This window comes from Enterobacter cloacae complex sp. P29RS (genome assembly GCF_014893445.1).
In the GTDB taxonomy this organism is placed as follows: Bacteria; Pseudomonadota; Gammaproteobacteria; order Enterobacterales; family Enterobacteriaceae; genus Enterobacter; species Enterobacter intestinihominis.
This window is the reverse complement of record NZ_JADBPZ010000033.1, coordinates 19,336-45,010: the sequence shown is the minus strand read 5'-3', so window position 1 is coordinate 45,010 and position 25,675 is coordinate 19,336. Positions and strand designations below refer to the sequence as shown.

Annotated in this window: 19 protein-coding genes; 11 read left to right on the top strand and 8 right to left on the bottom strand. The window is 57.6% G+C overall.

The genetic code is table 11. The annotated features are described in order from the left end of the window. Positions 1 to 127 precede the first annotated feature (127 nt). Both IM282_RS20735 and mntS read right to left on the bottom strand, forming a co-directional pair. On the bottom strand, positions 128 to 1,711 hold the full coding sequence (locus IM282_RS20735; protein WP_154051664.1) for a phosphoethanolamine transferase: 1,584 nt from the start codon (positions 1,709 to 1,711) through the stop codon (positions 128 to 130). 268 nt (positions 1,712 to 1,979) lie between these two features. Next, positions 1,980 to 2,108 carry a manganase accumulation protein MntS gene (mntS, locus tag IM282_RS20730; protein ID WP_022647525.1) on the bottom strand — a complete coding sequence of 43 codons (129 nt, stop codon included), beginning with the start codon at positions 2,106 to 2,108 and terminating at the stop codon, positions 1,980 to 1,982. 182 nt (positions 2,109 to 2,290) lie between these two features. Between mntS and mntR the strand changes: the two genes are divergently transcribed. The 9 genes from mntR (at position 2,291) to IM282_RS20685 (ending at position 12,943) form a co-directional block, all read left to right on the top strand. After that, complete coding sequence (gene mntR / locus IM282_RS20725) at positions 2,291 to 2,764, top strand: manganese-binding transcriptional regulator MntR (RefSeq protein WP_022647526.1); 474 nt, start codon at positions 2,291 to 2,293, stop codon at positions 2,762 to 2,764. After that, the gene (locus tag IM282_RS20720; RefSeq protein WP_192970788.1) at positions 2,761 to 3,870 is read left to right on the top strand and encodes an anion transporter; all 1,110 of its coding nucleotides are present in this window, start codon (positions 2,761 to 2,763) and stop codon (positions 3,868 to 3,870) included. The genes mntR and IM282_RS20720 overlap by 4 nt, the downstream gene beginning before the upstream one ends. A gap of 101 nt (positions 3,871 to 3,971) precedes the next feature. Next, entirely contained in the window at positions 3,972 to 5,066 is a 1,095-nt protein-coding gene (locus IM282_RS20715) for an HlyD family secretion protein (RefSeq protein WP_045621943.1), read from the top strand. After that, the gene (locus tag IM282_RS20710; protein WP_192970787.1) at positions 5,063 to 6,634 is read left to right on the top strand and encodes a DHA2 family efflux MFS transporter permease subunit; all 1,572 of its coding nucleotides are present in this window, start codon (positions 5,063 to 5,065) and stop codon (positions 6,632 to 6,634) included. Before IM282_RS20715 ends, IM282_RS20710 begins: the two co-directional genes overlap by 4 nt. After that, positions 6,634 to 8,157: an efflux transporter outer membrane subunit gene (locus IM282_RS20705; protein ID WP_192970786.1), complete on the top strand. Its 1,524-nt coding sequence runs from the start codon at positions 6,634 to 6,636 to the stop codon at positions 8,155 to 8,157. Before IM282_RS20710 ends, IM282_RS20705 begins: the two co-directional genes overlap by 1 nt. A gap of 102 nt (positions 8,158 to 8,259) precedes the next feature. Continuing rightward, the gene (locus IM282_RS20700; RefSeq protein ID WP_192970785.1) at positions 8,260 to 9,300 is read left to right on the top strand and encodes an aldo/keto reductase; all 1,041 of its coding nucleotides are present in this window, start codon (positions 8,260 to 8,262) and stop codon (positions 9,298 to 9,300) included. 161 nt (positions 9,301 to 9,461) lie between these two features. Further along, positions 9,462 to 10,838, top strand: coding sequence for a glycoside hydrolase family 1 protein (locus IM282_RS20695; protein WP_192970784.1), 1,377 nt, complete (start codon positions 9,462 to 9,464; stop codon positions 10,836 to 10,838). Between the two features lie 51 nt (positions 10,839 to 10,889). Then, positions 10,890 to 12,212, top strand: coding sequence for a PTS sugar transporter subunit IIC (locus tag IM282_RS20690; RefSeq protein ID WP_046618569.1), 1,323 nt, complete (start codon positions 10,890 to 10,892; stop codon positions 12,210 to 12,212). 14 nt (positions 12,213 to 12,226) lie between these two features. Then, positions 12,227 to 12,943, top strand: a complete 717-nt coding sequence (locus IM282_RS20685) for a GntR family transcriptional regulator (RefSeq protein ID WP_015571043.1) — start codon at positions 12,227 to 12,229, stop codon at positions 12,941 to 12,943. A gap of 41 nt (positions 12,944 to 12,984) precedes the next feature. Here the strand turns inward: IM282_RS20685 and ldtB are convergent, their stop codons facing one another. Continuing rightward, positions 12,985 to 13,905: a L,D-transpeptidase gene (gene ldtB / locus IM282_RS20680; RefSeq protein WP_063199631.1), complete on the bottom strand. Its 921-nt coding sequence runs from the start codon at positions 13,903 to 13,905 to the stop codon at positions 12,985 to 12,987. A 222-nt stretch (positions 13,906 to 14,127) separates the two neighbouring features. On the opposite strand from ldtB, the gene IM282_RS20675 reads away from it, so the two are divergent. Then, the gene (locus tag IM282_RS20675; RefSeq protein ID WP_023299657.1) at positions 14,128 to 15,723 is read left to right on the top strand and encodes an ABC-F family ATPase; all 1,596 of its coding nucleotides are present in this window, start codon (positions 14,128 to 14,130) and stop codon (positions 15,721 to 15,723) included. A 91-nt stretch (positions 15,724 to 15,814) separates the two neighbouring features. On the opposite strand, the gene IM282_RS20670 is transcribed toward IM282_RS20675, so the two are convergent. Together IM282_RS20670 and IM282_RS20665 are read right to left on the bottom strand one after the other, a co-directional pair. Beyond that, positions 15,815 to 18,178 carry a TIM-barrel domain-containing protein gene (locus IM282_RS20670; protein WP_192970783.1) on the bottom strand — a complete coding sequence of 788 codons (2,364 nt, stop codon included), beginning with the start codon at positions 18,176 to 18,178 and terminating at the stop codon, positions 15,815 to 15,817. 17 nt (positions 18,179 to 18,195) lie between these two features. Then, positions 18,196 to 19,497: an MFS transporter gene (locus tag IM282_RS20665; protein ID WP_023299659.1), complete on the bottom strand. Its 1,302-nt coding sequence runs from the start codon at positions 19,495 to 19,497 to the stop codon at positions 18,196 to 18,198. A gap of 285 nt (positions 19,498 to 19,782) precedes the next feature. On the opposite strand from IM282_RS20665, the gene IM282_RS20660 reads away from it, so the two are divergent. Beyond that, positions 19,783 to 20,856 carry a LacI family DNA-binding transcriptional regulator gene (locus IM282_RS20660; protein WP_192970782.1) on the top strand — a complete coding sequence of 358 codons (1,074 nt, stop codon included), beginning with the start codon at positions 19,783 to 19,785 and terminating at the stop codon, positions 20,854 to 20,856. On the opposite strand, the gene IM282_RS20655 is transcribed toward IM282_RS20660, so the two are convergent. The 3 genes from IM282_RS20655 to IM282_RS20645 all read right to left on the bottom strand — a co-directional run bounded on the left by IM282_RS20655 (position 20,853) and on the right by IM282_RS20645 (position 25,674). Continuing rightward, complete coding sequence (locus tag IM282_RS20655) at positions 20,853 to 22,109, bottom strand: DUF1479 domain-containing protein (RefSeq protein WP_192970781.1); 1,257 nt, start codon at positions 22,107 to 22,109, stop codon at positions 20,853 to 20,855. The two genes, IM282_RS20660 and IM282_RS20655, sit on opposite strands and share 4 nt — an antisense overlap. 150 nt (positions 22,110 to 22,259) lie before the next feature. Then, positions 22,260 to 23,075, bottom strand: coding sequence for a Cof-type HAD-IIB family hydrolase (locus IM282_RS20650; protein WP_192970780.1), 816 nt, complete (start codon positions 23,073 to 23,075; stop codon positions 22,260 to 22,262). A gap of 166 nt (positions 23,076 to 23,241) precedes the next feature. Continuing rightward, complete coding sequence (locus IM282_RS20645; RefSeq protein ID WP_192970779.1) at positions 23,242 to 25,674, bottom strand: formate C-acetyltransferase/glycerol dehydratase family glycyl radical enzyme; 2,433 nt, start codon at positions 25,672 to 25,674, stop codon at positions 23,242 to 23,244. Position 25,675 lies beyond the last annotated feature (1 nt).

Sequence of the window (25,675 nt, the reverse complement as noted above, 5' to 3'; positions counted from 1 at the left end):
TCGCTGACAGCCCTCAGTCATTTAGAAAGCAACTTTATTGCTTCTGCATAAAAAAATTACTGGGGATCCCTCAGCCCCGTGGGAGAGGGTCAGGGTGAGGGCATCAGCCTGCACGAGACGGCAGAGATCACTTACTCTTAATATCGAAAATATCCGTCCCCAGATGGTTATAGTCAACTTTCTGTAACGTAAAGTTGGTAATGTAAACTGGTGGGCCCTTCTTCCCGGAGATAAACGGGTAATCATTTTTTATCTCTTTCGCCTTAATCCCCGTCCACTGTGAGAAGAATTTCAGGAAATCGTTCGCGGAACGGCGCGCTTTGATGATGCGATGCGTTTTGTCATCACTCGACAGCACCATAAACGGTACCTGGAAGTTCTGCTGAAACTTGTCATCGTGGGCCAGATACTGCACCTCTTTACCGCGCTCCTTAAACGCCAGACCGTGGTCAGAGAAATAGACCATCGAGAAGCTATCGCCGCTGTTGCGCAGCTGCGCGTACAGCTTGCTGAGCAGATCGTCGGTTTGCGTCATGGTGTACAGATAACACGAGGTCTCTTTGGATTGCACAAACTCCGCATATTTTCCCCCGGTACGATCGCATGCCTGCGGGTGTGACCCCATCAGGTGCAGGACGATCAGCTGCGGCTGGGTGCGCTGAGTGGCAAAGACCTGCGCGGTCATTTTTAGCAACGCTTCATCTTTTGTGTTTTTATCGGCTTCGAAATCACCGCTTTTCAGGAACTGTACCTCGTCGGCACGCTTCGCGATGCTGGCAATGGCGGTATCATACTCGCCGATCTGCCCCTGGTTGGAGAACCACCACGTCTGAAAACCTGCCCGGTTGGCCAGGGTGACAAAATTATCCTGAAACTGCGGTTTTCCATCCACGACACGGTTGAGCGTCAGACCGAGAGATTTCTGCGTCGAGCCGCTGGCCGCCACGTAATCGGTAAACAGCGTACCGTTGACGGAGCTGGCAAACGGCGTGTTATCCCAGTGACCGCCAAACGCGCCGAGCGCATCGCGACGCGCGCTTTCACCGATCACCACCACATAGGTGTGATACTTCGGTTTCACCGCCAGCACGTTCCAGGTATCTTTCATGGTGGAAAGCTCGGCCATACGCGCCTGCTCGTCGAGCACTTCCTCGTTATTCACTACCACGTCTTTAACGAAGCGAAACACCGGATACCCGGTATCTTTAAGCTTAAACACGCCGCCCCAGGCCAGATTTTGTACCGGCGCAACAAAAAACGTCACTACGCTAAAGGCCAGGCACAGGCTTTCAATTTTACCCCATGTTTTTTTCCCGACCTGCTTACGGCGAACCGCAATCACGCCGAGAGCAAAAATGAAAAGGCCAACCACGTAGTTGTACCACGGGAAGATCGTCAGGATCTCTGTAGACTCTTCCATATTGGTGGAGTGGAGCGCCAGCAGGGTATTAAAGTTCGGCGCGCCATAGGCCTGGCCGAACGGGAAATAGGCGGCAGCCACCAGAGAACAGATCCCGATAAGCACTTTCTGCATGCGCGGTGCGCTTCGCCATAGCAGGTGAAGAATGCAGGTGAACCCGACGGCATAAAGCAGGCTAAAGGGGTAGCCAAGAGCAAAGTTAATCAACAGCGATTGCAAAAAATAGAATCCCGTCCACGGGCTTAGGGCCCGGCTGCGGGTAACAAGTGTATCAATCAGGGTTACGTTCATAGATCACTATCACGAAAACGCCATGTGCTCACCCTGGCGTCAAGGGTCAAAGCCTGCCGGACAGTGCGTGGAAAGGGAATGGAGGTCCGCTTCAGCGAGCCGCAAATTGTGCAGGGCTGCAAGAAGATAGTGCGAGCGTGAATCAAGGTCAACAGTTGCTAAACAGATGTTTTGCGAAGGGGGCTGCAAATCCGCAAAAATAATCAGGAAAAAGCGAGTTTACAACGAAAGTGTGACAGGAAAATGAAGCGGCGTGCCGCGACGCCGCTTAGTGAGAAGATTTGTCGTCCTGATGCGGTTTGGCGTTAAACATATCGCACAGCATGTTCAACAGCATTAGACGCACTTTAAAAGGAGAGTGGGTAAACACGTTCATACACCTCTTGAATTCATTCATAAGACCTCCTGATTCATGATCCCTTCGATCCGTGAAGGGTGACTGCATTACATACAGATATAGCACAGGCTATATTGTATAGCTATGGCTAATTCGTTAATTTTTTGTGCTTGTAGAGCTATGGTTTACAATGTGCGCTCCGTTACAGGGCGCTGGAAGCGTCAACCCATTGAGGAAGCACAATGAACCGTCGCGCAGGTAAGCCAACAACAAAAAAAACGACGCAACTGGTGAACGTTGAAGAGCATGTGGAAGGCTTCCGCCAGGTGCGTGAGGCGCACCGCCGGGAGCTGATTGATGATTATGTCGAACTGATCTCCGATCTGATTCGTGAAGTTGGAGAAGCGCGCCAGGTGGATATGGCCGCACGCCTGGGGGTGTCGCAGCCAACCGTTGCCAAAATGTTAAAACGTCTGGCGTCGGTCGGGCTGATCGAGATGATCCCCTGGCGCGGGGTGTTTCTCACCGCTGAAGGCGAAAAGCTGGCGCAGGAGAGCCGCGAGCGCCATCAGATCGTCGAGAATTTTTTACTGGTGCTGGGCGTCAGCCCGGAAATCGCCCGTCGGGATGCCGAAGGTATGGAACACCACGTCAGCGAAGAGACGCTGGTGAAGTTCCGCGAATTTACGCTCAAATATGGCCCCGCCGCTGAATGAACATCCCCGGCTTGCAGGCCCTGAAACGCGATCGTTTTTTCCATCTTTTACTTATCACTGGCGTTGGGCTCAGCGTCTTTGTGCCCTTCACGCCGCACACCTGGCCGGCGGCCATAGACTGGCGCACCATTATTACCCTGAGCGGTTTGATGATGCTCACCAAAGGCGTAGAGCTGAGCGGCTATTTTGACGTGCTGGGGCGCAAAATGGTGCGCCGCTTCGCCACCGAGCGCAAATTAGCTCTGTTCATGGTCTTTTCGGCGGCGCTGCTGTCGACGTTCCTCACTAATGACGTAGCGCTGTTTATCGTGGTGCCGCTTACGCTCACGCTGCGTAAGCTGTGCGAAATACCGGTTACCCGTCTGATTATCTTTGAAGCGCTGGCCGTCAATGCAGGCTCGCTGCTCACGCCGATCGGTAACCCGCAGAACATTCTGCTGTGGGGACGCTCCGGCCTGTCGTTTACCGCATTTACCTGGCAGATGGCGCCGCTGGCGCTGGCGATCGTGGCGACGCTGCTGGTGGTGGGCTGGTTTGCTTTCCCGAATAAATCGTTGCAGTACCAAAGCGGTACCACCGGCCCCCAGTGGCAGCCGCGTCTCGTCTGGAGCTGCCTGGGACTGTATATCGTTTTCATTACCGCGCTGGAGTTAAACCAGGCGCTGGCGGGCGCGCTGCTGGTGGCGTGTGGCTTCCTGTTCCTCGCCCGGCGGGTGCTGGTGAGCGTTGACTGGACGCTGCTGCTGGTGTTTATGGCGATGTTTATTGACGTGCATCTGCTGATCCAGCTCCCGGTATTGCAGACCGTTCTCCATAGCGTCAGCGGTCTGTCGCAACCGGGACTATGGCTGACGGCGATTGGTCTCTCGCAGGTGATCAGTAACGTGCCGTCCACCATTTTGCTGCTTAACTATGTTCCCCCAACGGTACTGCTGGCGTGGGCGGTCAACGTCGGCGGCTTTGGGCTGCTGCCCGGCTCGCTGGCCAACCTCATCGCCCTGCGGATGGCCAACGATCGCCGCATCTGGTGGCGCTTCCATTTATGGTCAATCCCAATGCTGCTCTGGTCTGCGGCGGTCGGTTTCGGACTATTCCTTCTCATATAGTGCGCAATTTGTCAGTTTTTCCTGGCAAATGTATAGCAACGTCCTAGCTTTAGTGAACGGCATAGTGTGATGCCGCTCACTGACAGGACCGTTGCTGAACTATGGCAGAAGATCAAAATCCACCTGCTGACGGGCAGGATCAAAACAATAACGAGCGCAAGCGCCCGGGCAAAAAACCGTTAATTATCCTTGGCATCGTGGTCATCGTGATGGTGATTGTGGCGCTGGTCTGGTGGTTTTTGACCCGTAACGAAGAGACCACCGACGACGCCTTCACCGACGGCGACGTAGTGACCATTGCCCCAAAAACGGCAGGCTACGTTACCGAACTTCGCGTGCGGGATAACCAGCGTGTAAAGAAAGGGGATGTGCTGGTGGTGATCGATCCGCGTGATACCACCGCCCAGCGCGATCAGGCTCAGGCCCAGCTTGGGCTGGCGGTTGCGCAGTTGCATCAGGCGCAGGCGCAGCTGGCGCTCTCGAAGGTGCAATATCCCGCCCAGCGCGATGAAGCCAAAGCCCAGGTACTGAAAGCCCAGGCGGATATGGCCAACGCTCAGGCGGAGTACCGCCGTCAGCGCGGCGTTGACCCCCGCGCGACCACACAACAAAGCATCGATGCCGCGAACGCTCAACTGCGGAGTGCACAGGCGGGTCTGGCCAGCGCGCAGGCGCAGCTGGAGGTGGCGGAGCAGGTCCAGCTGCAAATCCGCCAGCAGGAGACTAACGTCGAAGCCCGCGAACGGCAGGTCGATCAGGCCAGAGCGCAGTTGGAAACCGCCAACCTGAACCTCTCTTATACCGAAGTCCGCGCCCCGTTCGACGGTTTTGTCACCAAACGCAACGTCCAGCCTGGTACGCTGGTGCAGGCAGGCACGGCACTGTTCTCGCTGGTTTCCCCGAACGTGTGGGTGGTGGCGAACTTCAAGGAGTCGCAGCTTGAACGTATGAAGCCGGGCGACAAAGTGACCGTGTCCGTCGATGCCTGGCCGGATATGGCGCTCGAAGGCCATATTGACAGCATCCAGCAGGGCAGCGGCTCGCGCTTCTCCGCCTTCCCGTCGGAAAACGCCACCGGTAACTTTGTGAAGATCGTTCAGCGCGTGCCGGTGAAAATCGTCATTGATAAGGGGCTGGATCCGAACAAACCGCTGCCGCTGGGGCTGTCGGTTGAACCGAAGGTCACCGTGGAATGACGGACAGCAGCCACGAAAACTGGAAGCCCGCCAGTAACCCGTGGGCGGTGGCGATTGTGGTCACCCTGGCGGTGTTTATGGAAATTCTGGACACCACCATCGTCAACGTGGCGCTGCCCCACGTCGCGGGGTCGCTCTCGGCCAGCTATGACGAATCCACCTGGGTGCTCACCAGCTACCTGGTGGCGAACGGCATCGTGCTGCCGATCTCGGCCTTCCTGAGCCGGCTGTTTGGCCGCAAGCAGTTCTTCCTGATCTGCATTGTGATGTTCACCATCTGCTCGTTCCTGTGCGGCATCGCCACCGAGCTTTGGCAAATCATCCTGTTCCGTGTGATGCAGGGCTTTTTTGGCGGCGGGTTGCAGCCCACGCAGCAATCGGTGCTGCTCGATTACTTCAAGCCGGAGGACAGGGGCAAAGCCTTTGGCCTTTCATCCATTGCCATTATCGTCGCGCCGGTACTTGGCCCGACGCTGGGAGGCTGGATCACCGATAACTACTCCTGGCGCTGGGTGTTCTTTATCAATATTCCAGTAGGGATTGTGACGGTGCTGGCCATCTATCAGCTGCTGGAAGATCCGCCGTGGGAGAAAAAGTCGGAAGAGAAGCTCACCGTCGACTGGACGGGGATCGGCCTGATCGCTCTCGGACTTGGCTGTTTGCAGGTGATGCTCGACCGGGGCGAAGATGATGACTGGTTCTATTCGAACTTTATCCGCACCTTCGCGGTACTGACGCTGGTCGGCATTATCGGCGCGATCTACTGGCTGATGTATGCCAAAAAGCCGGTGGTGGATCTGCACTGTATGAAGGATCGCAACTTTGCGATCTCCAGCCTGCTGATGGCGGGGATGGCGTTGATCCTCTACGGCAGTTCGGTGGTTATTCCGCAACTGGCGCAGCAGGATTTGGGCTATACCGCCACCTGGTCCGGGCTGGTGCTCTCGCCCGGCGCGGTGCTGATTGTGCTGACTATTCCGCTGGTACTGAAGCTGATGCCGGTGGTGCAGACGCGCTGGATCATCGCCTTCGGCTTTACCTGCCTGGCGGTGTCGTTCTTCTGGTCCCGGACGCTGACGCCGGATATCGATTTCGAAACGCTGGTGCTGTTCCGCAGCGCCCAGTCGATTGGACTCGGGTTCCTGTTTGTGCCCCTCACCACCATCGCCTTTATCTCGATCCCGAGGCGGCTTAACGCCGACGCGGCGGCGCTGTTTACCATGTTCCGCAACGTGGCCGGCTCGATTGGGATTTCGCTCTCGACGGCGGCGATCACCGAGCGCTCGCAGGCGCACAGCGCGCATCTGGCTTACCACGCTTCGCCGTTTAATGAGCAGTTCCAGCTGGCGATACGCGAAAGCGCCCAGGCGATCCAGAACTTCACCACTCAGGTGGGCGATCCGACCGGCATTGCCACCGGGCGGATGTACCAGACCATGATCGAGCAGTCGCGCTTTCTGGCCTACATCGACGTCTTCACCATTCTGAGCGCGGTGGCCTTCTTACTGATTCCGTTTTGTTTGTTGCTCTCGCCGGTTAAGAGCGAGGGGAGTGCAGGAGCACACTGATGATACACAGACGTTTACACCCCCTGATGATAATGACGCTGCTGGTGGGCTGCGCCGTCGGGCCGGACTACCAACAGCCTGCACCGCCCGCCACCACGCACTGGAACGATAAGGGCGACGGCGCGGTGAAATCGCAAACGTCCTCCGCCGCCACCAACCCGCGCTGGTGGAAAACCTTCGGCTCGCCGCAGCTCGACAGCCTGATTGAACGCGCCATCGCCGGAAATCTGACGCTACAGCAAACGGTATTGCGCATTGCCGGCGCGCGCGAACAGATTAACCAGGCCGGCGGGGCATTTTTCCCGTCGGTGAATGGCAATGTGCAGGCGACGCGCCAGCAGCTTGGGCTGGAAGGGGAGCTGAAATCCCACGGCGTGTATGACCAGTTGAATAATGTCGATCCGCAGCTGCGAAGCGCGTTAGGCCCGCTGACGCAGCCGATTAACCTCTATCAGGGCAGCTTCGACGCTCAGTGGGAAATCGACCTGTGGGGCAAGGTGCGCCGTCAGGTAGAAGCGGCCGAGGCGCAGCAGCGGGCGGCGATCGAGCAGCGTAACGATGCGCTGGTCTCGCTGGAAGCCGAAGTGGCGCGGGCGTGGCTACAGCTGCGAGGAGCGCAGAGCATCATTGCCACGCTTAATACGCAAATTGAAAGCGCGCAGCAGACGCTGGATCTGACCGAAAGCCGCCAGCGGGGCGGGCTGTCACCGCAGATGGACGTAGAAAACGCCCGGGCGCAGCTGGGCAATCTTGAAGCCCAATTGCCGCAGTATCAGGCGCAGGAACGCCAGGCGATGAACGGGCTGGCCATCCTGCTCGGCAAACCGCCGGGGGCGCTGGATGCCGAATTACAATCCGTGCAGCCGATGCCAGCGTTGCCGGATATTGTGCAAACCGGCATTCCGTCAACGCTGGCGCGTCGGCGCCCGGACGTGCGCGAAGCTGAGGCGAACCTCCATGCCGCCACGGCGCAAATTGGCGTCTCGGTAGCCGAACTGTTCCCAAGCTTCACCCTCTCCGGGCAGTTTGGCCTGCGTAACAGCGAATCCGGCTGGCTGACCGACTGGAGCAGCCACTTTTACAGCTTCGGTCCGCAGGTCTCCATCCCCATCTTCCAGGGCGATCGGCTGGTCTCCAGCGTCAAGGTGGCCCGCGCACAGCAAGGGGCGGCGGTGCTGGACTACCGTCAGACGGTGCTGACGGCGCTCGGCGACGTTGAAAACGCGCTGGTGAGCTATCGCACTGACCAGCAGCGTGAGGCGGGCCTGGCGAAAACCATCGACGCGCTGCAAAACGCTTTTGATCTCGCCAGCGACAGCTACCGGCAGGGGATCGCCAGTTTTATTGACGTGCTGGACGCCCAGCGTCAGCTCGCTCAGGCCGAACAGCAGCGGGCGCAGGCGCAGGTGCAGAGCGCGCTTGACCTGGTGGCGCTCTACAAAGCCCTCGGCGGCGGCTGGGAGCCGTATCAGCAGGTTCAGCTGCCAGACTACAGCGTCTTTGGCGATGCCCCGCGCGGATAGATTCAGAGGATTGGGCAAGAAACGGACAGGAACGCCACATTCGCGATGGCTGGGGGGCGGGTATAACTAACAGACACCCAATCGACATGCGAGGAAAGCGTTATGCGTTATCAAAAACTGGGCAATACCGGACTGTTTGTTTCTGAACTCTGCCTCGGCACCATGACCTTCGGCGGCGAGGGCGGCATGTGGGGCAAGATTGGCCAGCTTAGGCAAAACGAAGCCGAGCAGCTGGTGGGCCGCGCGCTGGACGCGGGCATCAACTTTATCGACACTGCCGACGTCTATTCGGAAGGACGCTCGGAGGAGATCCTCGGGCAGGCGCTGAAAAACCTGAACGTTCCACGTGAAAACGTGGTGGTCGCCACAAAGGTGTTTGGTGAAACGGGCACGGCGGGAGTGAACTCACGCGGCGGCTCGCGCTATCACATTATCGACAGCGTAAAGAACAGCCTGCGCCGCCTGCAGCTCGATCATATCGATCTCTATCAGCTGCACGGTTTCGACCCCGCGACCCCCATTGAGGAGACGCTTTACGCACTGGATAACCTTGTGCAGCACGGTCACGTGCGATACATCGGCGTCTCGAACTGGACTGCGTGGCAGATTGCCAAAGCGCTCGGTATTTCTGAACGTCTTGGGCTGGCGCGTTTCGCATCGTTGCAGGCGTATTACACCATTGCCGGACGTGACCTGGAGCGCGAGCTGGTGCCGATGATGCAGAGCGAAGGCGTCGGATTGATGGTCTGGAGCCCGCTGGCGGGCGGCCTGCTGAGCGGAAAATACGGTCGTGACGGGCAGAGCGAAACCGGAGGCCGCCGTCTGGAATTTGACTTCCCGCCGGTGAATAAAGATCGCGCCTTCGACTGCGTGGATGTAATGCGCGTCATTGCCGAGCGTAAGGGCGTCTCCGTGGCGCAAATCGCGCTGGCATGGCTGCTGCATCAAAAAGCGGTGACCAGCGTCATTATTGGTGCGAAACGCGTCGATCAGCTGGACGATAATATTGCCGCCACCGGGATCTGCTTAAGCGAAGACGAGCTTAAACAGCTTGATGCCGTCAGCGCGCTGCCGCGCGAATATCCAGGCTGGATGCTGGAGCGGCAGGGGGAATACCGTCGTAGTCAGCTCGCGCAGCAGTAACCTTCCTTTTCCCCGGTGGCGCTTCGCTTACCGGGGCTACTATCTCTGGTCTTTATTTCAACCCACCTCACAAAAAATGCTCCTTCTCTTTGCCTGATGTTTCATCTCGATCTATATGACTAGTCATGAAATTTAAATGACTAGTCATATAGGGAGAGACCATGAACAAATCACTGCAAGCCAACTTTTTATGGGGCAACTCGGTATCCAGCATGCAGACGGAAGGGGCATGGAATGAGGGCGGGAAGGGGATGTCGGTATATGACATTCGGGAAGCAGGAGAAAACATCTCCGACTGGAAAGTGGCGACCGACTCCTACCACCGCTACCGGGAAGATTTCGATCTGATGCAGGATCTGGGCATGAACTGCTACCGCTTCCAGATCTCCTGGAGCCGCGTCTGCCCGCAGGGTGACGGCGAGTTCAACGCCGAAGGTATCGCGTTTTACGACAGCTTTATTAACGATCTGCTCGCCCGCGGTATTGAGCCGATGGTCTGCCTCTACCACTTCGATATGCCGCTGGCGCTGGCGCAGGAGTACAACGGCTTCAACGACCGCCGGGTGATGGAGGCCTTTATCCGCTACGGCAAGAATATGATCGACTGCTACGGCGATCGCGTGAAGTACTGGCTGACCTTCAACGAGCAGAACATTTTCCATATGCCGGAAGCTTTTCGCATTTCCGGTTACATGAAAGGCGAGCAAACCCTGCGCGAGCTGTATGAGCTTCAGCACCATGCGATGGTGGCGCACATGACTCTGACCGAATACCTGCACCAGACTAAGCCAGGCAAGCTGATGGGCGGCATGCTGGCGCACCAGTTGATTTATCCAGCCACCTGCAAACCGCGCGATATCTTCTGCGCCCAGCAGTACGACGAATTCCTCAACCAGAACCTGCTGCGCGTCTTCGCGGGACAGGGCTACAGCCCGGCGGTGATGGCGGTGGTGGAGCAGGAGGGCTTCGGTGATATCTACCGCGCAGACGATCTCGCGCTGTTTGCGCGCACGAAGAACGACTTTATGGCCTTCAGCTATTACGCCAGCAAAACGCTGGACAGCGATGCCATCCCGGAAGGCACGCCGGTGAACCATTACCTGCTGCATGGCGAGAAAAATAACCCGTACCTGAATGCCACCGAGTGGAACTGGCAGATCGACCCGCTGGGCTTTCGCACCATCATCACCCGCTATGCCAACGACTGGCGGATGCCGGTATTCCCGATTGAAAACGGCATCGGCGTGATCGAGTCCTGGGACGGGGTAAACCCGATCGAGGACACCTACCGCATCGACTACCACCGGGCGCACATCGAGGCGATGAAAGCGGCAATATTCGAGGACGGGGCAGAGGTAATGGGCTACCTCGGCTGGGGCTTAATCGACATTCTCAGCTCGCAGGGTGACATGCGTAAGCGCTACGGCGTGGTCTACGTCAACCGTGAAAATCACGACCTGAAAGACCTTAAGCGCGTGCCGAAGAAGAGCTACGCGTGGTTAAAACAGGTTATCCATACTAACGGACGCGAGATGTAAGCCGTACGCTGCCGGGCCGTTTTTGTGACTGATTGATGGGAATACTCCGCTATGTCTGAAACAAAAATAACACCGCACATGCAGTCTTTTGTCGATAAATTTGTTGAGTTCTCGGCGCGCCTGGCAAACCAGGTACACCTGCGATCCCTGCGGGACGCTTTCGCCACGGTGATGCCGATTTTCATCCTCGCCGGTCTGGCGGTGCTGGTGAACAACGTCGTGTTTCCATGGGTGCTGAAAGGCGACACGCTCACGCAGTTTAAGGTGTGGGGCGAGGCGATTATCAACGGCACGCTGAACATCGCCGCGCTGCTGCTGGCGCCGATGATCGCCTGGTCGCTGGCGCGCAACAAAGATTTCGACAATCCGGTCTCGGCAGTGGTTATCGCCGTCAGCAGCTTCATCATCATGATGCCGATGCGCTTACAGATTACGCCTGTCGGCAGCGACGCCACGGTGAACGTCACCCAGGTGCTGACGTTCGCCAATATCGGCTCGACCGGGATTTTCGCCGGGGTGCTGATTGGGCTGCTCTCAACCGAGCTGTTTATCGCCATTTCACGGCTGAAGGCGCTGCACATTTCGCTGGGGGAGAACGTGCCTCCGGCGGTGAGCAAATCCTTTACCGCGCTGATCCCGACGATCCTCACGCTCTCCCTGTTTGCGGTGCTGGCGGCCATACTGGCGAACGTGCTGCATACGGATCTGATCCATCTCATTACGACATTCATTCAGCAGCCGCTGCGGCTGATCAACACCAGTCTGCCCGGGACGATCTTCATTTACAGCTTCGGTAACTTCCTGTTCACGCTCGGTATTCATCAGTCGGTAGTCAACAGCGTGGTGCTGGAGCCGTTTCTGCTGATCAACACCAACGAGAACATGCTGGCCTTTGCCAACGGCCAGCCGATCCCACACATCATCAACAACATTTTTGTGCCGACCTTTGGCATGGTGGGCGGGACGGGCAGCACTATCTCATTGCTGATCGCTATCTTCATCTTCTCAAGACAGAAATCAGCGAAGCAGGTGGCGCGTCTGTCACTGGCGCCGGGTCTGTTCAACATCAACGAGCCGGTGATTTTCGGCCTGCCGATTGTCTTTAACCTGCCGCTGATGATCCCGTTTGTGCTGCTGCCCGCCATCGGGATTTACTTTGCGTGGCTCTGTACCACGCTGGGTCTGATGTCGCGCTGCGTGGTGATGATCCCGTGGACCACGCCGCCGATCCTCAGCGCCTGGCTGGCGACGGCGGGAGACTGGCGGGCGGTGGTGGTGCAGTTGGCAATCATCGTATTTGGTGTATTCTTCTACCTGCCTTTCCTCAAGGTGGCCGAGCGAGTGGCCGTGAAAAACAGCGGGACAGAAAACTAATTTAAGGAAGGAAGATGGCGGCGAAGTACATCACCATAGCGCGGGAAATTAAGAAACGCATTATTACCCAGCAGTACGCCGCCAATGAACCGCTGCCGGACCAGTTCGCGCTGGCGGCGGAATTCAGCACCAGCCGGATGACCATTCAGCAGGCGATGCGTCAGCTGATCGTAGAAGGGCTGGTCTATACCCGGCAGGGACAGGGCACGTTCATCCGCAAAAATTTCCTCCAGCTTTCCCAGTGGGATCTCTCCGGCAGCGACTACTTTGGGGCGACCAAAACCTGGGAACATTTAGGCACGGTGACGAGCCAGGTGGTGCACTTCGAACTTCGCTTCCCGAACGAGAAAGAGCAGGCCTCGCTGATGATAAATCCGGATACGCCGATCTATGACTTCATCCGTCTGCGTTTACTCAACGGTGAGCCGATGTCCCTGGATGCCACGGTGATGCCGCTCAATCTGGTGCCCGGGCTGAACAAAACCCATCTTGAAAGTTCGGTATTCCGGTATGTGCAGGAGACGCTGGGGCTGAAGATCATGGGATCGTATCGTGTGGTGCGGGCGCTGAAGCCCAGTGCGCTGGATATGCAGCATCTGGTCTGTGAGCCAACCGACCCGGTGCTGGAGGTCGAGCAGGTGATCTATCTGGAAGATGGTACGCCGCTGGAGTACGCCCATTGTCACTATCGCTATGACCATGGCGGCATCGTTATTGTGAATAACGGATAAAAAAAAGCGGGCCTCGAGGCCCGCTTTGTTCGTGCTCGCGATTAGTTCAAACGCACCGGCATACCGGAACGGTTCTGAATCGCCTGGTCAACGATGGTCGTGTCAATATCCGCCTGAGAGGTAACGGACTGCACCGCGCTGGTCAGCTTAATCGGTACGATTTCGTTGTTGTTGATCTGATCTTCGCTGGTGGACAGCGGGTTATGCACTTCAATGTAACGGCTGCCGTCCGGCTCTGACGTCGCTTTCACCGGTTCGTTAATGAACTGCACGCGCGTACCGACCGGCACGTTATCGAACAGGAATTTGATGTCTTCATTACGCAGACGTACGCAGCCGTGGCTTACGCGCAGGCCGATACCGAAGTTGGCGTTAGTACCGTGGATGGCATACAGACGACCAATGTACAGCGCGTACAGACCCATCGGGTTATCCGGGCCAGCAGGCACAACGGCCGGCAGCGGTTCACCGGCAGCAATGTACTCAGCGTGCATTTTGGCGGTTGGCGTCCAGGTTGGGCCCGCTTTCTTACGCTCCACTTTGGTGGTCCAGTTCAGCGGGGTGTCTTTACCCAGCTGACCGATACCGATAGGCAGAACGATCACGGTGTTGGTGCCTTTCGGGTAGTAATACAGACGCATTTCGGCGCTGTTAATCACGATACCTTCGTGCACGGTATCCGGCAGGATTAGCTGCTGTGGAATGTTGAGTACGGTACCCGCTTTCGGCAGATACGGGTCAACGCCCGGGTTCGCTTCCAGCATGTTAGACAGGCCGAGCTGATACTGCGCCGCGAAGTATTCCAGCGGCTGAGTGTTACCTTCCGGAACCGTCACCACCTGGTTTTCACCCACCAGACGGCTTCCGTCTGTCGGCAGGGGATACGTCACCGCAGACGCGGTCTTACAAAAACCTACTACGGCTAACGCCGCCGCAAAAAGCGTTGTTAATTTCATGTTCATGTTATGCGAGGTATCTAAGCCATTCTGGCGATGAGTTGAGAAGTCTGAATCTGTAATGGGAGCGCATTATATGTGCATTCCCGTTAACTGGGAATTCAGATGTGTACGAAATCACATTTTTTTCGATTTTGTTAAAGTTTAGTGGATTGCCGCAACACAGGATCTCAATTCGGAATTGTGGCATAATGCCGCGTTTATCACACTTTTCGCAGGAATCTCTCCGTGTTAGTTACCAGCAACGTCACTATGCAGTTTGGCAGTAAGCCGCTGTTCGAAAATATTTCCGTCAAATTTGGCGGCGGCAACCGTTACGGCCTGATTGGTGCCAACGGTAGCGGAAAATCCACCTTTATGAAGATCCTCGGCGGTGACCTGGAGCCGACGCTGGGCAACGTGTCGCTCGACCCGAACGAGCGTATCGGTAAGCTGCGTCAGGATCAGTTCGCCTTCGAAGAGTTCACCGTGCTCGACACCGTGATCATGGGGCATGCGGAGCTGTGGGAAGTGAAGCAGGAGCGCGATCGTATCTACGGTCTCGCTGAGATGAGCGAAGAAGACGGTTACAAAGTGGCCGACCTGGAAACGCAGTACGGCGAAATGGACGGTTATTCTGCGGAAGCGCGTGCGGGCGAACTGCTGCTGGGCGTCGGCATTCCTGTTGAACAGCACTATGGTCCGATGAGCGAAGTTGCGCCAGGCTGGAAGCTGCGTGTGCTGCTGGCGCAGGCGCTGTTCTCTAATCCAGACATCCTGCTGCTCGACGAACCGACCAACAACCTGGACATCGACACCATCCGCTGGCTGGAGCAGACGCTGAACGATCGCGACAGCACCATGATCATCATCTCGCACGACCGTCACTTCCTGAACATGGTGTGTACCCACATGGCGGATCTGGATTACGGCGAGCTGCGCGTTTATCCGGGCAACTACGATGAGTACATGACGGCGGCAACCCAGGCGCGTGAACGTCTGCTTGCCGACAACGCCAAGAAGAAAGCGCAGATTGCGGACCTGCAATCCTTCGTGAGCCGCTTCAGCGCCAACGCCTCTAAATCGCGCCAGGCAACGTCGCGTGCCCGTCAGATCGACAAAATCAAGCTCGAAGAGGTAAAAGCCTCCAGCCGTCAGAACCCGTTCATCCGCTTCGAGCAGGACAAGAAGCTGTTCCGTAACGCGCTGGAAGTGGAAGCCCTCACCAAAGGCTTCGATGAAGGCCCGCTGTTCAAAAACTTCAACCTGCTGCTGGAAGTGGGCGAGAAGATTGCTATCCTGGGCGCCAACGGCGTGGGTAAATCTACCCTGCTGAAAACTCTGGTGGGCGAAATGCAACCGGATAACGGTACCGTGAAATGGTCTGAAAACGCGCAGATTGGTTACTACGCGCAGGACCATGAATATGAGTTCGAAAACGATCTGACCGTCTTCGACTGGATGAGCCAGTGGAAGCAGGAAGGCGACGACGAGCAGGCGGTACGCAGCATTCTGGGGCGTCTGCTGTTCAGCCAGGACGACATCAAAAAGCCCGCCAAAGTGCTCTCCGGTGGTGAAAAGGGCCGTATGCTGTTCGGCAAGCTGATGATGGAAAAACCGAATATCCTGGTGATGGACGAACCAACCAACCACCTGGATATGGAATCGATCGAATCCCTGAACATGGCGCTGGAGATGTATCAGGGCACCCTGATCTTCGTCTCTCACGACCGTGAGTTCGTCAGTTCGCTGGCGACCCGCGTGATCGAAATCACGCCAGAGCGCGTGGTGGACTTCACCGGTAACTACGAAGATTACCTGCGCAGTAAAGGTATCGAGAGTTAAAAAATCGCCGGGTGGCGGCTTCGCCTTACCCGGCCTACGTTCTATCCCCTTTCCCTGTGGGAGAGGGTTAGGGTGAGGGCATCAGGCCGCACTAAACCACCCACTCGCCCCCTTCAACCCCGTTCACCCGCAGCGTACGTTTTTCCCCCGTCGGTAATGACACCTTCAGCGCCTTCCATGCCGGACGATAGTCGCCGCGCGCATTCACCTTCAGGTTGATACTTGCGCCGTCGCACACCATCTCCCATTCCACCCACAGCGCATTGCCGTTCAGGTAGCCCCAGCTTTCGCCGTCATCCTCAAACAGCAGCCCGGAGGTGGTGCCGACGCCTTTCACCGGGAACAGTTTTAGCTCACGGGTAACGTCTTTATCGGCGCTCACGTGACGGATGCGTTCGCTGAGCGGCAAACCGGCCCCTGCGCGCACCAGAAGCGGCAGCTTTTCCAGCGGCGCATCAAGGACGATCGATTGCCCGCCCGCATACCACGTGTGGGTGTAAAAATCGTACCAGCCAGTTTCGTTATCCGGCAGCCAGACGCGGCGCTCGCGCTGCCCGGCTTCGACGACGCTGGCCACCAGCAGGTCACGGCCCAGCAGGAAGTCGTCGCACTCTTCAAAGGTCTGCGCATCGTGTTCATGATCGAGGAAGGTCGGGCGCAGCATCGGCTCGTCGTTGGCGTGCGCCTGCCAGAGCAGGGTGTAGAGATACGGCAGCAGGCGATAGCGCAGTTCAATGGCGCTACGAATCGCAGGGGTCACGCCCGGGTACATCCACGGTTCGTTCACGGTGCGATCGTCATTCCACGAGTGGATGGTAAAGCGCGGATGCATCACGCCGTTCTGTACCCAGCGCACGAACAGCTCGGCATCCGGCTTGTCGCCGGAGAAACCGCCGACGTCGTGACCGACGTTGAACAGTCCGGACAGGCTCATGCCCAGGCCCATGCGGATGTTGTAGCGCAGGGTGTCCCAGTTGGTACGGTTGTCGCCGCTCCAGGTCTGAACGTAGCGCTGCATTCCGGCACAGCCGGAGCGGGAGATCAGATACGGACGTTTATCCGGCGCAAAGCGCTGCTGTGCTTCCAGCGAGGCGCGCATCATCAGCAGCGGCATCACCGGGCGAATATGCTTAATGGCGATCTCCTGGCCGAAGCCATAGCAGCGCGCTTCCCCGTCCCACACTTCATACTCGTTGTTGTCGTTCCAGGTGGAGTCGATGCCCATCTCCAGCAGCTGCGTGGTCACGCCGTTCTGCCACCACTGCACCGTCTGCGGGTTGGTGAAATCGAGATGCGATCCTTCGTCATCCCAGAAGCTGGAACGTTCAGGCGCATCGGTTTCTGAATCGCGAATGAACAGGCCGCGTTCCGCTACTTCGCCGTAGCGGGGATGATCCTGCAACAGACACGGCTTGATGTTTGCCGCAAGCCGCAGCCCCGCGTCGTGGAACGCCTGGCTCATCACCTTCGGCTGCGGCACTTTGTCGTAATTCCAGTTAAAGACGTAGCGCTTGCCGTTAATCGAGGTATAGCCGGAGGAGAGCTGGAACGAGTCGCACGGAATGGCATGCTCATCGCACAGGCGGATGAAGTTCATCAGCTGGTCCTGCGCGTCCGGCGCGTCGGTGTAGTGCATGGTTGAGCCGCTGTAGCCCAGGCTCCACTTCGGTCCGAACAGCGTTTTCCCCGTCAGGCGCACGAAGGCTTTCGTCACGTCCAGCACGCGCTTGCCGGTGAAGAGGTAGTAGTCAATATCGCCCGCTTCCGCCTGCCAGCGGCGGTAGGCGGTGTGATAGTTGTCGATCTCGTTACCCAGATCCAGCCAGCAGCTGCTCAGGTTATCGTAGAACAGGCCGTAGCTCACGTCATCGCGACGGGTGAGGGTGAACGGGATGTGCTTGTACAGCGGATCGGTGCTGGCGGCGTTATAGCCCATCGCGTCCAGGTTACGCATCTCATAGCGTTTGCCGTTGCGCTGTAAATCCCCCGCTTTCTCACCCAGACCGTAAAAACGTTCATCATTGCGACGGCTGAGATAGTGCGCCACGCCGTCACCGTGGGCGTTCAGCAGGTAGGCGCTGGTCGGGCGGTCATTGACCAACGGCTGCCACTCGCCCGCTTCATTGCGGTAGTGCCACTCCAGCCACAGGGGCTGGTGGACGGTGACGCGCAGCTGTTCGGTCGCTGCGGTTAACGCATCGCCCTGCTGCGTCAGTGTCCAGGCCGGGCAGGTGAAGCCGCTGACATCGTCACGACGGCGGCCTTCCCACGGTACGTCTTGTTCCGGCGCGATGCTCCAGGTGCGGTCCAGCGCCAGCTGGCCTTTACGCTTGATCAGCACGCGGAACAGATTCTCTTCCAGCACATACAGGCACAGACGGTGCTGGTTATCCACCAGCAGTTCCAGATGATTCGCTGACTGCGTATCGATGGTCCAGTTTTTCAGGGTTTTCATATGCAATACATCCACTATCAGGCGCGCTTGGCGCGACGTTCAGCAATAAATGCCACCAGGAAGAAAGCGCCAATCAGGTCAAAGAAGCCCATGGCGATAAAGAGCGGGTTGAAGCCGATTTTGTCGGCGGTCACCCCAATCAAAAGGGAGAACAGGAAGCTGGCGATCCACGCCGCCGAGCCGCGCATGCCGTTAACCGTCGCCATCTGGCCCTTGTCGAACGACTCCACGACCAGCGCGCTCAGCATGCAGGAGATAATCTGGTGGCCGAAACCGCCGATGGAGATCAGCACGATGGTGATATACGGGTCGCGGGTCACGGCCACAACGGCCAGAGAAATCATCAGAAACGCGCCGGTCACTGAACTTGCCACCACCGAGTTGACGCGGGTGCAGCCGAACCAGCGGGTGTAAAGCCGGGTGAGGTAGCCGCTCGCCACGCTGCCGAGGTCGGCGGCGAGGAACGGCAGCCAGGCGAACATCGCGATCTGTTTCAAATCCATGCCGTGCTCTTTGGCGAGGTACAGCGGCACCCAGAAGCTCAGCACCGCCCAGGCGGGTTCCGCCATAAAGGCCGGAATGGCGATACCGTAGAACCGTTTGTTCTTCGAGACGGTTTTCAGCGCGGTCAGAAAGGGCAGCCTGACCGGTGCGGGTTCGTTATCCTGTTTGATAAACGCCAGCTCGTCGCGGCTCAGGTTCGGGTGCTGCTCCGGGTTGTGATAGAAGATCCACCACAGGATCACCCACAGCAGCGCCAGTACGCCGGTAAACATAAACGCACCCTGCCAGCCGAACGACGCATGAGCGAAGTAAATGATTGGCGGAGCCAGCATCGCACCGATGGAGAAGCCCACGCCCGCCCAACCGGCGGCAACAGGACGCTCTGATTTCGGGAACCATTCACCGATGGTTTTGGCGTTCGCTGGCGTGGCGGCGGCTTCGGACGCGCCCATAAAGAAGCGCAGGATCGCGAGATGCAGCCAGCTCCCGGCACCTGCGTGGAAGATACACATCAGCGCCCAAATCCCGGCGCAGACCATAAAGCCAATCTTGAGGCCGATAACGTCAATCAGCCAGCCGCAAAGGGGCTGGAAAATGGTATAGGCGATCTGGAACGCGCCGACGATCCACGAGTATTGCTCGGTGGTGATACCAAGGCTCTCTTTCAGCTCGGGGGCGAGAATACCTAACGAGTTACGGGTGATGTAGTTTACGGTCACGCCAAGAAGAAACAGCACCAGTACGTACCAGCGCAGATTCTTAATGACGCGACGGGTTTTGCTTGTCGCAACGGTGTTGTTGATGTCCTGACTCATTTTCTTCTCCACAAGACGGACGGTAAGGGACAAAGGTTCAGATGTCACACAGCGTCAGGCGTTTGAAAGTTATCTGTTTTAGAGTGCTAAGCTGCTATACAACTAGTATGGAAGTTGTGTGACAGGTTCACCTTAAGAGAGAAATTGAGCAGGAAATAGTGGATTTTGTGCAAACTTTCTCATAACCGAGGTTTAATTTTCGGCATTATGGCCTTCTCGCAAGTTATTACCTGATAAAGATGTTGTGAAAATTTTTTCATTTCACATCCGGAGCCAGATCACAAAATGGATAAAAGGCTTAAAATCACCGAAATCGCCGCCCGTACCCGGCTCTCCATCAGCACCGTTTCCCGCGTGCTGGCGGGGAAGGCAAACACCAGCGAAAAAGCACGGGCAACGGTGCTGGCATGCGCGCGGGAGCTGGGGGTAATAGAGGGCATGGCGGCGGGGCGTCTGCTGCTTAACAGCCTGATGGTGTTTGCCCCGCAGCGGGCGTTTGACGAGCGGTCTGACATCTTTTACTACCGTGTCATCCAGAGCGTGAGCAAAGGGCTGGCCTCGCACGAGGTTCGCCTGCGTTACTGTGCGCTGGAGGAGAACGACAGCGATGCCCAGCTGTTTCTGGCCCGCATGAACGAAGCGGACACCCAGGCGGCGATCCTTCTCGGTATCGACGATCCGCATATCCACGATCTGGCGGTAGACGTGGGCAAATCCTGCATGCTGATTAACTGCCGGGACCGCCACATGCGCCTGCCCGCCGTCGCGCCGGATCACCGCGCCATTGGCGAGCGGGCGGCGGAGTACCTGTTCGAGATGGGGCACCGGGAGGTGATGAATGTGCTGTGTTTGCGTCGCTATACCATGGAGCTGCGCCTGTCGGGGATCCGCGACGCGTGGTACGGCCATAACCTCAGGTTTAGCGACCGGCGCGATCTGCTGATGGTGCCAAGCTTCAGCGCCAAAGAGACGGAGCAACTGGTGAGTGAGTGGCTTCACCAGCAAAAAGGGAAAGATCTGCCGACGGCGTTCCTGGTGGGTGGCGACTTTATGGCGGCGGGGACCATCAGCGCCCTGCAAAAACACGGTCTGCGCGTGCCGCAGGATGTCTCGGTGATGAGCATCGACGGCTTTAATCTCGCGGCGATTCAGGATGTGCCTCTGACGGCGGTGCATGTCCCGCGCGATGAGCTGGGAACAGAAGCGGTATATATGCTCCAGCAGCGGCTGATGCGCCCGGACGCGCCGGTCGGAACATTGCTGCTGAACGGCACGCTGGCCGTGCGGGAATCGGTACGGCGGATACGTCAGGGAAAACGACGCACCGCCGTTGAGCGGGAAGGGCTTTACGACAGTTAAGCCATGCCCAGCGCGCGCTTGCCGTGGATGTTCAGATCGTTCACGGTGAAACGGTCCTGCCAGCTTTTCTCATAATCCTCGCGCGGGAAATCTCCCGGTGACGCGCCGGTTTCCAGCGCTTCCTTGACCTTTTTCGCGTAGGCGAGGTTTTTCTCGCACATCGGCGCGGCAGGAATATACATCACGTTGCCCCAGCCCTGTTGGTTTTCCACCGGCGCGACCGAGTGGATCACATCGCAGTGCCACCAGACAGAATCACCGGCTTCCAGCGCGGGAATGCTGGTCAACGCTTCGATGAGCAGCGGATGCCACTTCTCAGAAATCGGCAGCACGCGCCCCGGCGCCACGCCGCACAGTTCGTCTTCCGGCACGTCGTCCAGCAGCGGACGCAGCAGAATGTAAGCCATCGCTTCCGGGATCGGCACCACGTGCAGCAGCCCCTGGCCGGGGATCATGTCCGACAGTGCCGTCCAGCCCTGGAAGGTGCGGAACACGGAGCATTTGGTGGTGTTATCCACTGTGTACTCTTCCACCTCGGTACGGTGCGCAGCATTCCACGGATCGTATTTCTCAACGTTGCCGTCAAACACGCGGGCAAAGACCTGCTGATAAGCGGGCAGCAGCCAGCGCTCCAGCGCGCCGGAATCGGTGTGTGCGCCAAGTCCTTTCGAGGTTGTTCCTGGTGGGCGGCGGCGAATGCGGTCCGGATAAATTACGCTCACGTCCGGGTCGAACCACTGCTTACTGTTGCTCTCAAATGTCCATAAACGGTTCAGGAACGACTGTACCTGTGCCATCTCTTCACTCTGGCGCGCCTGCATTTGCGCCTGAGACCAGTAGATCGGATAAATCTCCGGGCGAGAGGCCGTTAAGGTGCCGAAGAAGTTATCGCCGGGTCCTTTGTAAACCTCGTCAAACTTATTCAGATCGAGGTAGTCGAGCATCGATTGATCCCATGCCAGCGCCTGCTCGCGCGGGAAGTGGCTTTTGATCACCGCGCAGCCGCGACGTTTAACCGCTTCGCGCTGTTCGGCGGTGATCGTACCGTTTTTCACATCCGTAAAGGGGATTACCGGCCATACGGATTCACCTTTATTTTTAAGGGCGTTAATTTCCGCCACGCGGGCGGCGATTTTGTCGCTAAGCCGGTCGAACACTGCCTGCACGTCACCGATCTGGGCCCGTAGCGCGCGTTTCATCTGACGAATTGCCGCTTTGTGGTCCGCTGGCAACGTTTCGCTGGTAAAGGTCATAACTGCCTCGCATCTTTCATTCGAAAGTAAAAGTGTCTACAAGTGATACTTTAAGTTAAAAATAAGTTAATGCAAGTTTAAAACCTTGACGGGCGCCACAGGATGGAAAAAGAGTGAAGGGGCCGGAGCGAGGCTCCGGCAGGTAGGGGATCAGACGTCGAACGGGGAGTGGGCGTTGAGCACGGCCTGAATCACATTCAGCGCGCCCTGATGGTTGTTATCGTCGGTAGTGTAACGGCTGACCGCTTTAATGCTTTCTGCCGCATTGCCCATCGCAAATGAATATTTCACCAGCTTCAGCATTTCCGCATCGTTGCCACTGTCGCCAATGCCCACGCACGCCTGCGGGGAGACTTTCCAGCGTTTCAGCAGACGACTGATGCCGTTGGCTTTGTGCAGGCCCGGGATAATCAAATCGACAAAACCGAAGCCGCTGGTAACCGGCTTCATGATGCCGTCCAGGGAGACATGCAGTTTATTGACCAGGTTCGGGATATCGCTGTCCGGCAGGTTCAGGGAGAATTTAAACAGCACGTCGTCAATGTCGCGGTAATCGCTGATGGGTTTTAAGCGATGGTAGTGTTTCGACATCAGCTTCACGAACGCTTCTGGAGCCTTATCGCTGACGTACGCGCTCTCCAGCCCGCAGGCCACAAAGTTCAGCCCTTTGTCTTTCAGCAACTCGCCAATGACGATCTGCGACTCATGACGCGTTAGCTCACCGTGGAAAATCTGTTCGCCGTGGTCGAACACCAGCGCGCCGTTTTCCGCGACGAAGGAGATCTGATCTTTCAGCTCCGGGAAAAAGGAGATGAGCTGGTAATACTGGTTGCCGCTGGCGACAACAAATTCGATGTTACGGGCTTTAAGCTGCTCAAACTGTGCCTGGAAGCGGTCACGATCGTACTGCTTGGCATCATCAAGGAAAGTTCCGTCCATATCGGTGACGATAACTTTTACGGTCATACTGTGCTCCTGGGTCACTGCGTTTTGAAACATTCTAATAACAAGGTGACGGGGAGCACAAATTTAATTTCGAATGAAAGTTAGAAAGCCGGGTGGCGGCTTCGCCTTACCCGGCCTACGGGGAGACAATGTAGGCCCGGTAAGCGAAGCGCCACCGGGCGTTTTTTTACAGTGTATGCTCGGTACGGGCAATAATATCGTCCTGCGCATCCGGTGACAGGGCGGTGAAGAACGCCGAGTAACCCGCGACGCGCACCACCAGGTCACGATACTGATCAGGGTGTTTCTTCGCTTCCAGCAGCGTTTCGCGCGAGACAATGTTGTACTGAATATGCCAGCCCTTATGCACCTCGAAGAAGGTGCGCAGCAGCACCATCAGCTTCTGGCGATCGCTGTCGTTTTCCAGCGTCGACGGATTCAGCTTCTGGTTAAGCAGCACGCCGCCGAGGATCGCTTCCGTCGGCAGTTTACCCACGGAGCCAATCACCGCCGTCGGGCCGAGGTGGTCGGTACCGGAGGCCGGGCTTGCCCCTTCCGCCAGCGGGGTGTGCGCTTTACGTCCGTCCGGCGTCGCCATGGTTGCTGCGCCAAACGGCACGTTTGCGGAGATAGACGACGTGCCCGCGTAGTAGTTACCCCCAATCGGGCCACGGCCGTAGCGTGGGTTGTGATACTGCTTCAGCTCTTCAATGTAGGTTTCGTAGGCACGGGTCAGCAGCAGGTCCACGCTGTCGTCGTCGTTGCCGTACTTCGGCGCGCCGTTGATCAGGCGCTGGCGCAGCTGCTCTTGGGTCAGCCCCTCGAAGTCATCCGCCAGCGCCGCCGCCAGCTGTTGCTGACCGATAACGCCCTGGTCAAACACCAGCTTCTTCACCGCGGCCAGGCTGTTACCGAGGTTGGCGATCCCCACCTGAAGGCCGGAAACCCAGTCATACTTCGCGCCGCCCTGCTTAATGCTTTTCGCGCGTTCGATGCAGTCATCCACCAGCGCCGAGCAGAGAATGTCGTGGACGTTCTCTTCCAGCATGGTGTCCACCACGTACTCGATCTCAATGGATTTGCGGGTGTAGTAGCGGATCTGGTTATCCCACGCCGCCATCACTTCGTCGAAATTGCCGAAATTACCGGCCGAAAGCGCTTTTTCCTGCGGCAGGAATACCTGGCCGCTGGTGGCATCGCGACCGCCTTCCAGCGCTGCCAGCATCACGCGGGCGAAGTTGATAAAGCTCATGCCGGTGCAGCGATAGCCCCACTTTCCGCCGACGGCGGTTTCGATGCAGCCAATCGCCGCATAGTCATAGGCATCGTCCCGTTCCACGCCGAGCTTGATAAATTCCGGGATGACGATTTCATCGTTGTTAAACGCCGGCATCCCGAAGCCGCAGCGGATCACCTGCACGCAGGCGTCGAGGAAGTCGTTGCTCATGCCAGCGTGGTAGCGCACGCTCAGGTTTGGCTGGGTGGAGCGCAGACGGCCGCAGGATTCCAGAATTGCGTAGGAGAGCGGGTTGACCGCGTCCATTGGCTCGCCGTTGACCAGCTTCTGGCCGCCAATGGTGACGTTCTGATACAGCGGGCTGCCCGCAGAGGCTTTGGAGTGCGAGCCGGAGCGGATTTTGTTCACTTCCAGCAGCTTCAGCCAGCAGCTGTGCAGTAGCTCGATGGCGTGCTCGCGATCCAGGCTCTGGTCCAGCTCCACGTCGCGGCGATAGTACGGGTAAAGGTACTGGTCCATACGGGCAAAGGAGACGGAGTGACCGTTGGACTCAATTTGCAGGATCAGCTGAATGAAGTAGCACAGCTGTAGCGCCTGCCAGAAGCTTTTTGGCGGCTGGTGGGCGATGATGTCGCAGTTTTCCGCCATCGCCAGCAGCTCGTCGCGGCGGCTGTCGCGGGTTTCGCTGGCGGCCATCTCACGTGCCAGATCGGCGAAGCGCCTGATGTGCAGGCTTACGGCTTCCAGCACGATATCAATGGCTTTCAGGAACTGATCGCCGTGCAGATCGTCCAGTACCGTCAGGTTGATGCGCGAGCGGCGCTCGGCTACTTTCGCGCGCAGGCCGTCGAGCCCTTTCTCCAGCACCAGCGGGAAATTCACCGCCAGGTGTGCGTCACCGGAGGTCATGTTGCCTTCCGCTTTGATGATGCCGGTTTCCAGCAGGCCCTTCTGCTCGTCGGTAAACATACCGTAGCAGCGATCCTGTACCGTCTGGCCGCGCCACCACGGGCAGATTTCATGCAGAACGCGTTTATTCTCTTCGCTCACCGCAAAGCCTGCACCTGGACGGTCCGCCAGATCGTCAATCTCTTTCTCAATCCAGGAGACGGTATATTCCGGGAAGATCGGCGCGGCACGCACTTCGCTGGCCTGGTTACCGATAATCAGCTCGTCGTGCTTGATCCAGATGGTACGTTTTGCCAGGTGGTGGGCGAGGGCCAGCGCGCGACGTACCGGGATCGGCTTGTCCAGATGCTGCTGATACATTTCGGTATAGTGCTGCGCGCGTTCGGTACAAACCGGCGGCTTAACGATATGCACCAGAGCCGTTTTGTGCGCCTTGATGCGCTCGCTGAGGGTGTTGAGATTCAGGGTGGTCATA

Excerpts from the sequence above, each read along its gene's own strand:
- IM282_RS20735 (WP_154051664.1), bottom strand. The coding sequence starts at position 1,711 with ATGAACGTAACCCTGATTGATACACTTGTTACCCGCAGCCGGGCCCTA.
- mntS (WP_022647525.1), bottom strand. The coding sequence starts at position 2,108 with ATGAATGAATTCAAGAGGTGTATGAACGTGTTTACCCACTCTCCTTTT.
- mntR (WP_022647526.1), top strand. The coding sequence starts at position 2,291 with ATGAACCGTCGCGCAGGTAAGCCAACAACAAAAAAAACGACGCAACTG.
- IM282_RS20720 (WP_192970788.1), top strand. The coding sequence starts at position 2,761 with ATGAACATCCCCGGCTTGCAGGCCCTGAAACGCGATCGTTTTTTCCAT.
- IM282_RS20715 (WP_045621943.1), top strand. The coding sequence starts at position 3,972 with ATGGCAGAAGATCAAAATCCACCTGCTGACGGGCAGGATCAAAACAAT.
- IM282_RS20710 (WP_192970787.1), top strand. The coding sequence starts at position 5,063 with ATGACGGACAGCAGCCACGAAAACTGGAAGCCCGCCAGTAACCCGTGG.
- IM282_RS20705 (WP_192970786.1), top strand. The coding sequence starts at position 6,634 with ATGATACACAGACGTTTACACCCCCTGATGATAATGACGCTGCTGGTG.
- IM282_RS20700 (WP_192970785.1), top strand. The coding sequence starts at position 8,260 with ATGCGTTATCAAAAACTGGGCAATACCGGACTGTTTGTTTCTGAACTC.
- IM282_RS20695 (WP_192970784.1), top strand. The coding sequence starts at position 9,462 with ATGAACAAATCACTGCAAGCCAACTTTTTATGGGGCAACTCGGTATCC.
- IM282_RS20690 (WP_046618569.1), top strand. The coding sequence starts at position 10,890 with ATGTCTGAAACAAAAATAACACCGCACATGCAGTCTTTTGTCGATAAA.
- IM282_RS20685 (WP_015571043.1), top strand. The coding sequence starts at position 12,227 with ATGGCGGCGAAGTACATCACCATAGCGCGGGAAATTAAGAAACGCATT.
- ldtB (WP_063199631.1), bottom strand. The coding sequence starts at position 13,905 with ATGAACATGAAATTAACAACGCTTTTTGCGGCGGCGTTAGCCGTAGTA.
- IM282_RS20670 (WP_192970783.1), bottom strand. The coding sequence starts at position 18,178 with ATGAAAACCCTGAAAAACTGGACCATCGATACGCAGTCAGCGAATCAT.
- IM282_RS20665 (WP_023299659.1), bottom strand. The coding sequence starts at position 19,497 with ATGAGTCAGGACATCAACAACACCGTTGCGACAAGCAAAACCCGTCGC.
- IM282_RS20660 (WP_192970782.1), top strand. The coding sequence starts at position 19,783 with ATGGATAAAAGGCTTAAAATCACCGAAATCGCCGCCCGTACCCGGCTC.
- IM282_RS20655 (WP_192970781.1), bottom strand. The coding sequence starts at position 22,109 with ATGACCTTTACCAGCGAAACGTTGCCAGCGGACCACAAAGCGGCAATT.
- IM282_RS20650 (WP_192970780.1), bottom strand. The coding sequence starts at position 23,075 with ATGACCGTAAAAGTTATCGTCACCGATATGGACGGAACTTTCCTTGAT.
- IM282_RS20645 (WP_192970779.1), bottom strand. The coding sequence starts at position 25,674 with ATGACCACCCTGAATCTCAACACCCTCAGCGAGCGCATCAAGGCGCAC.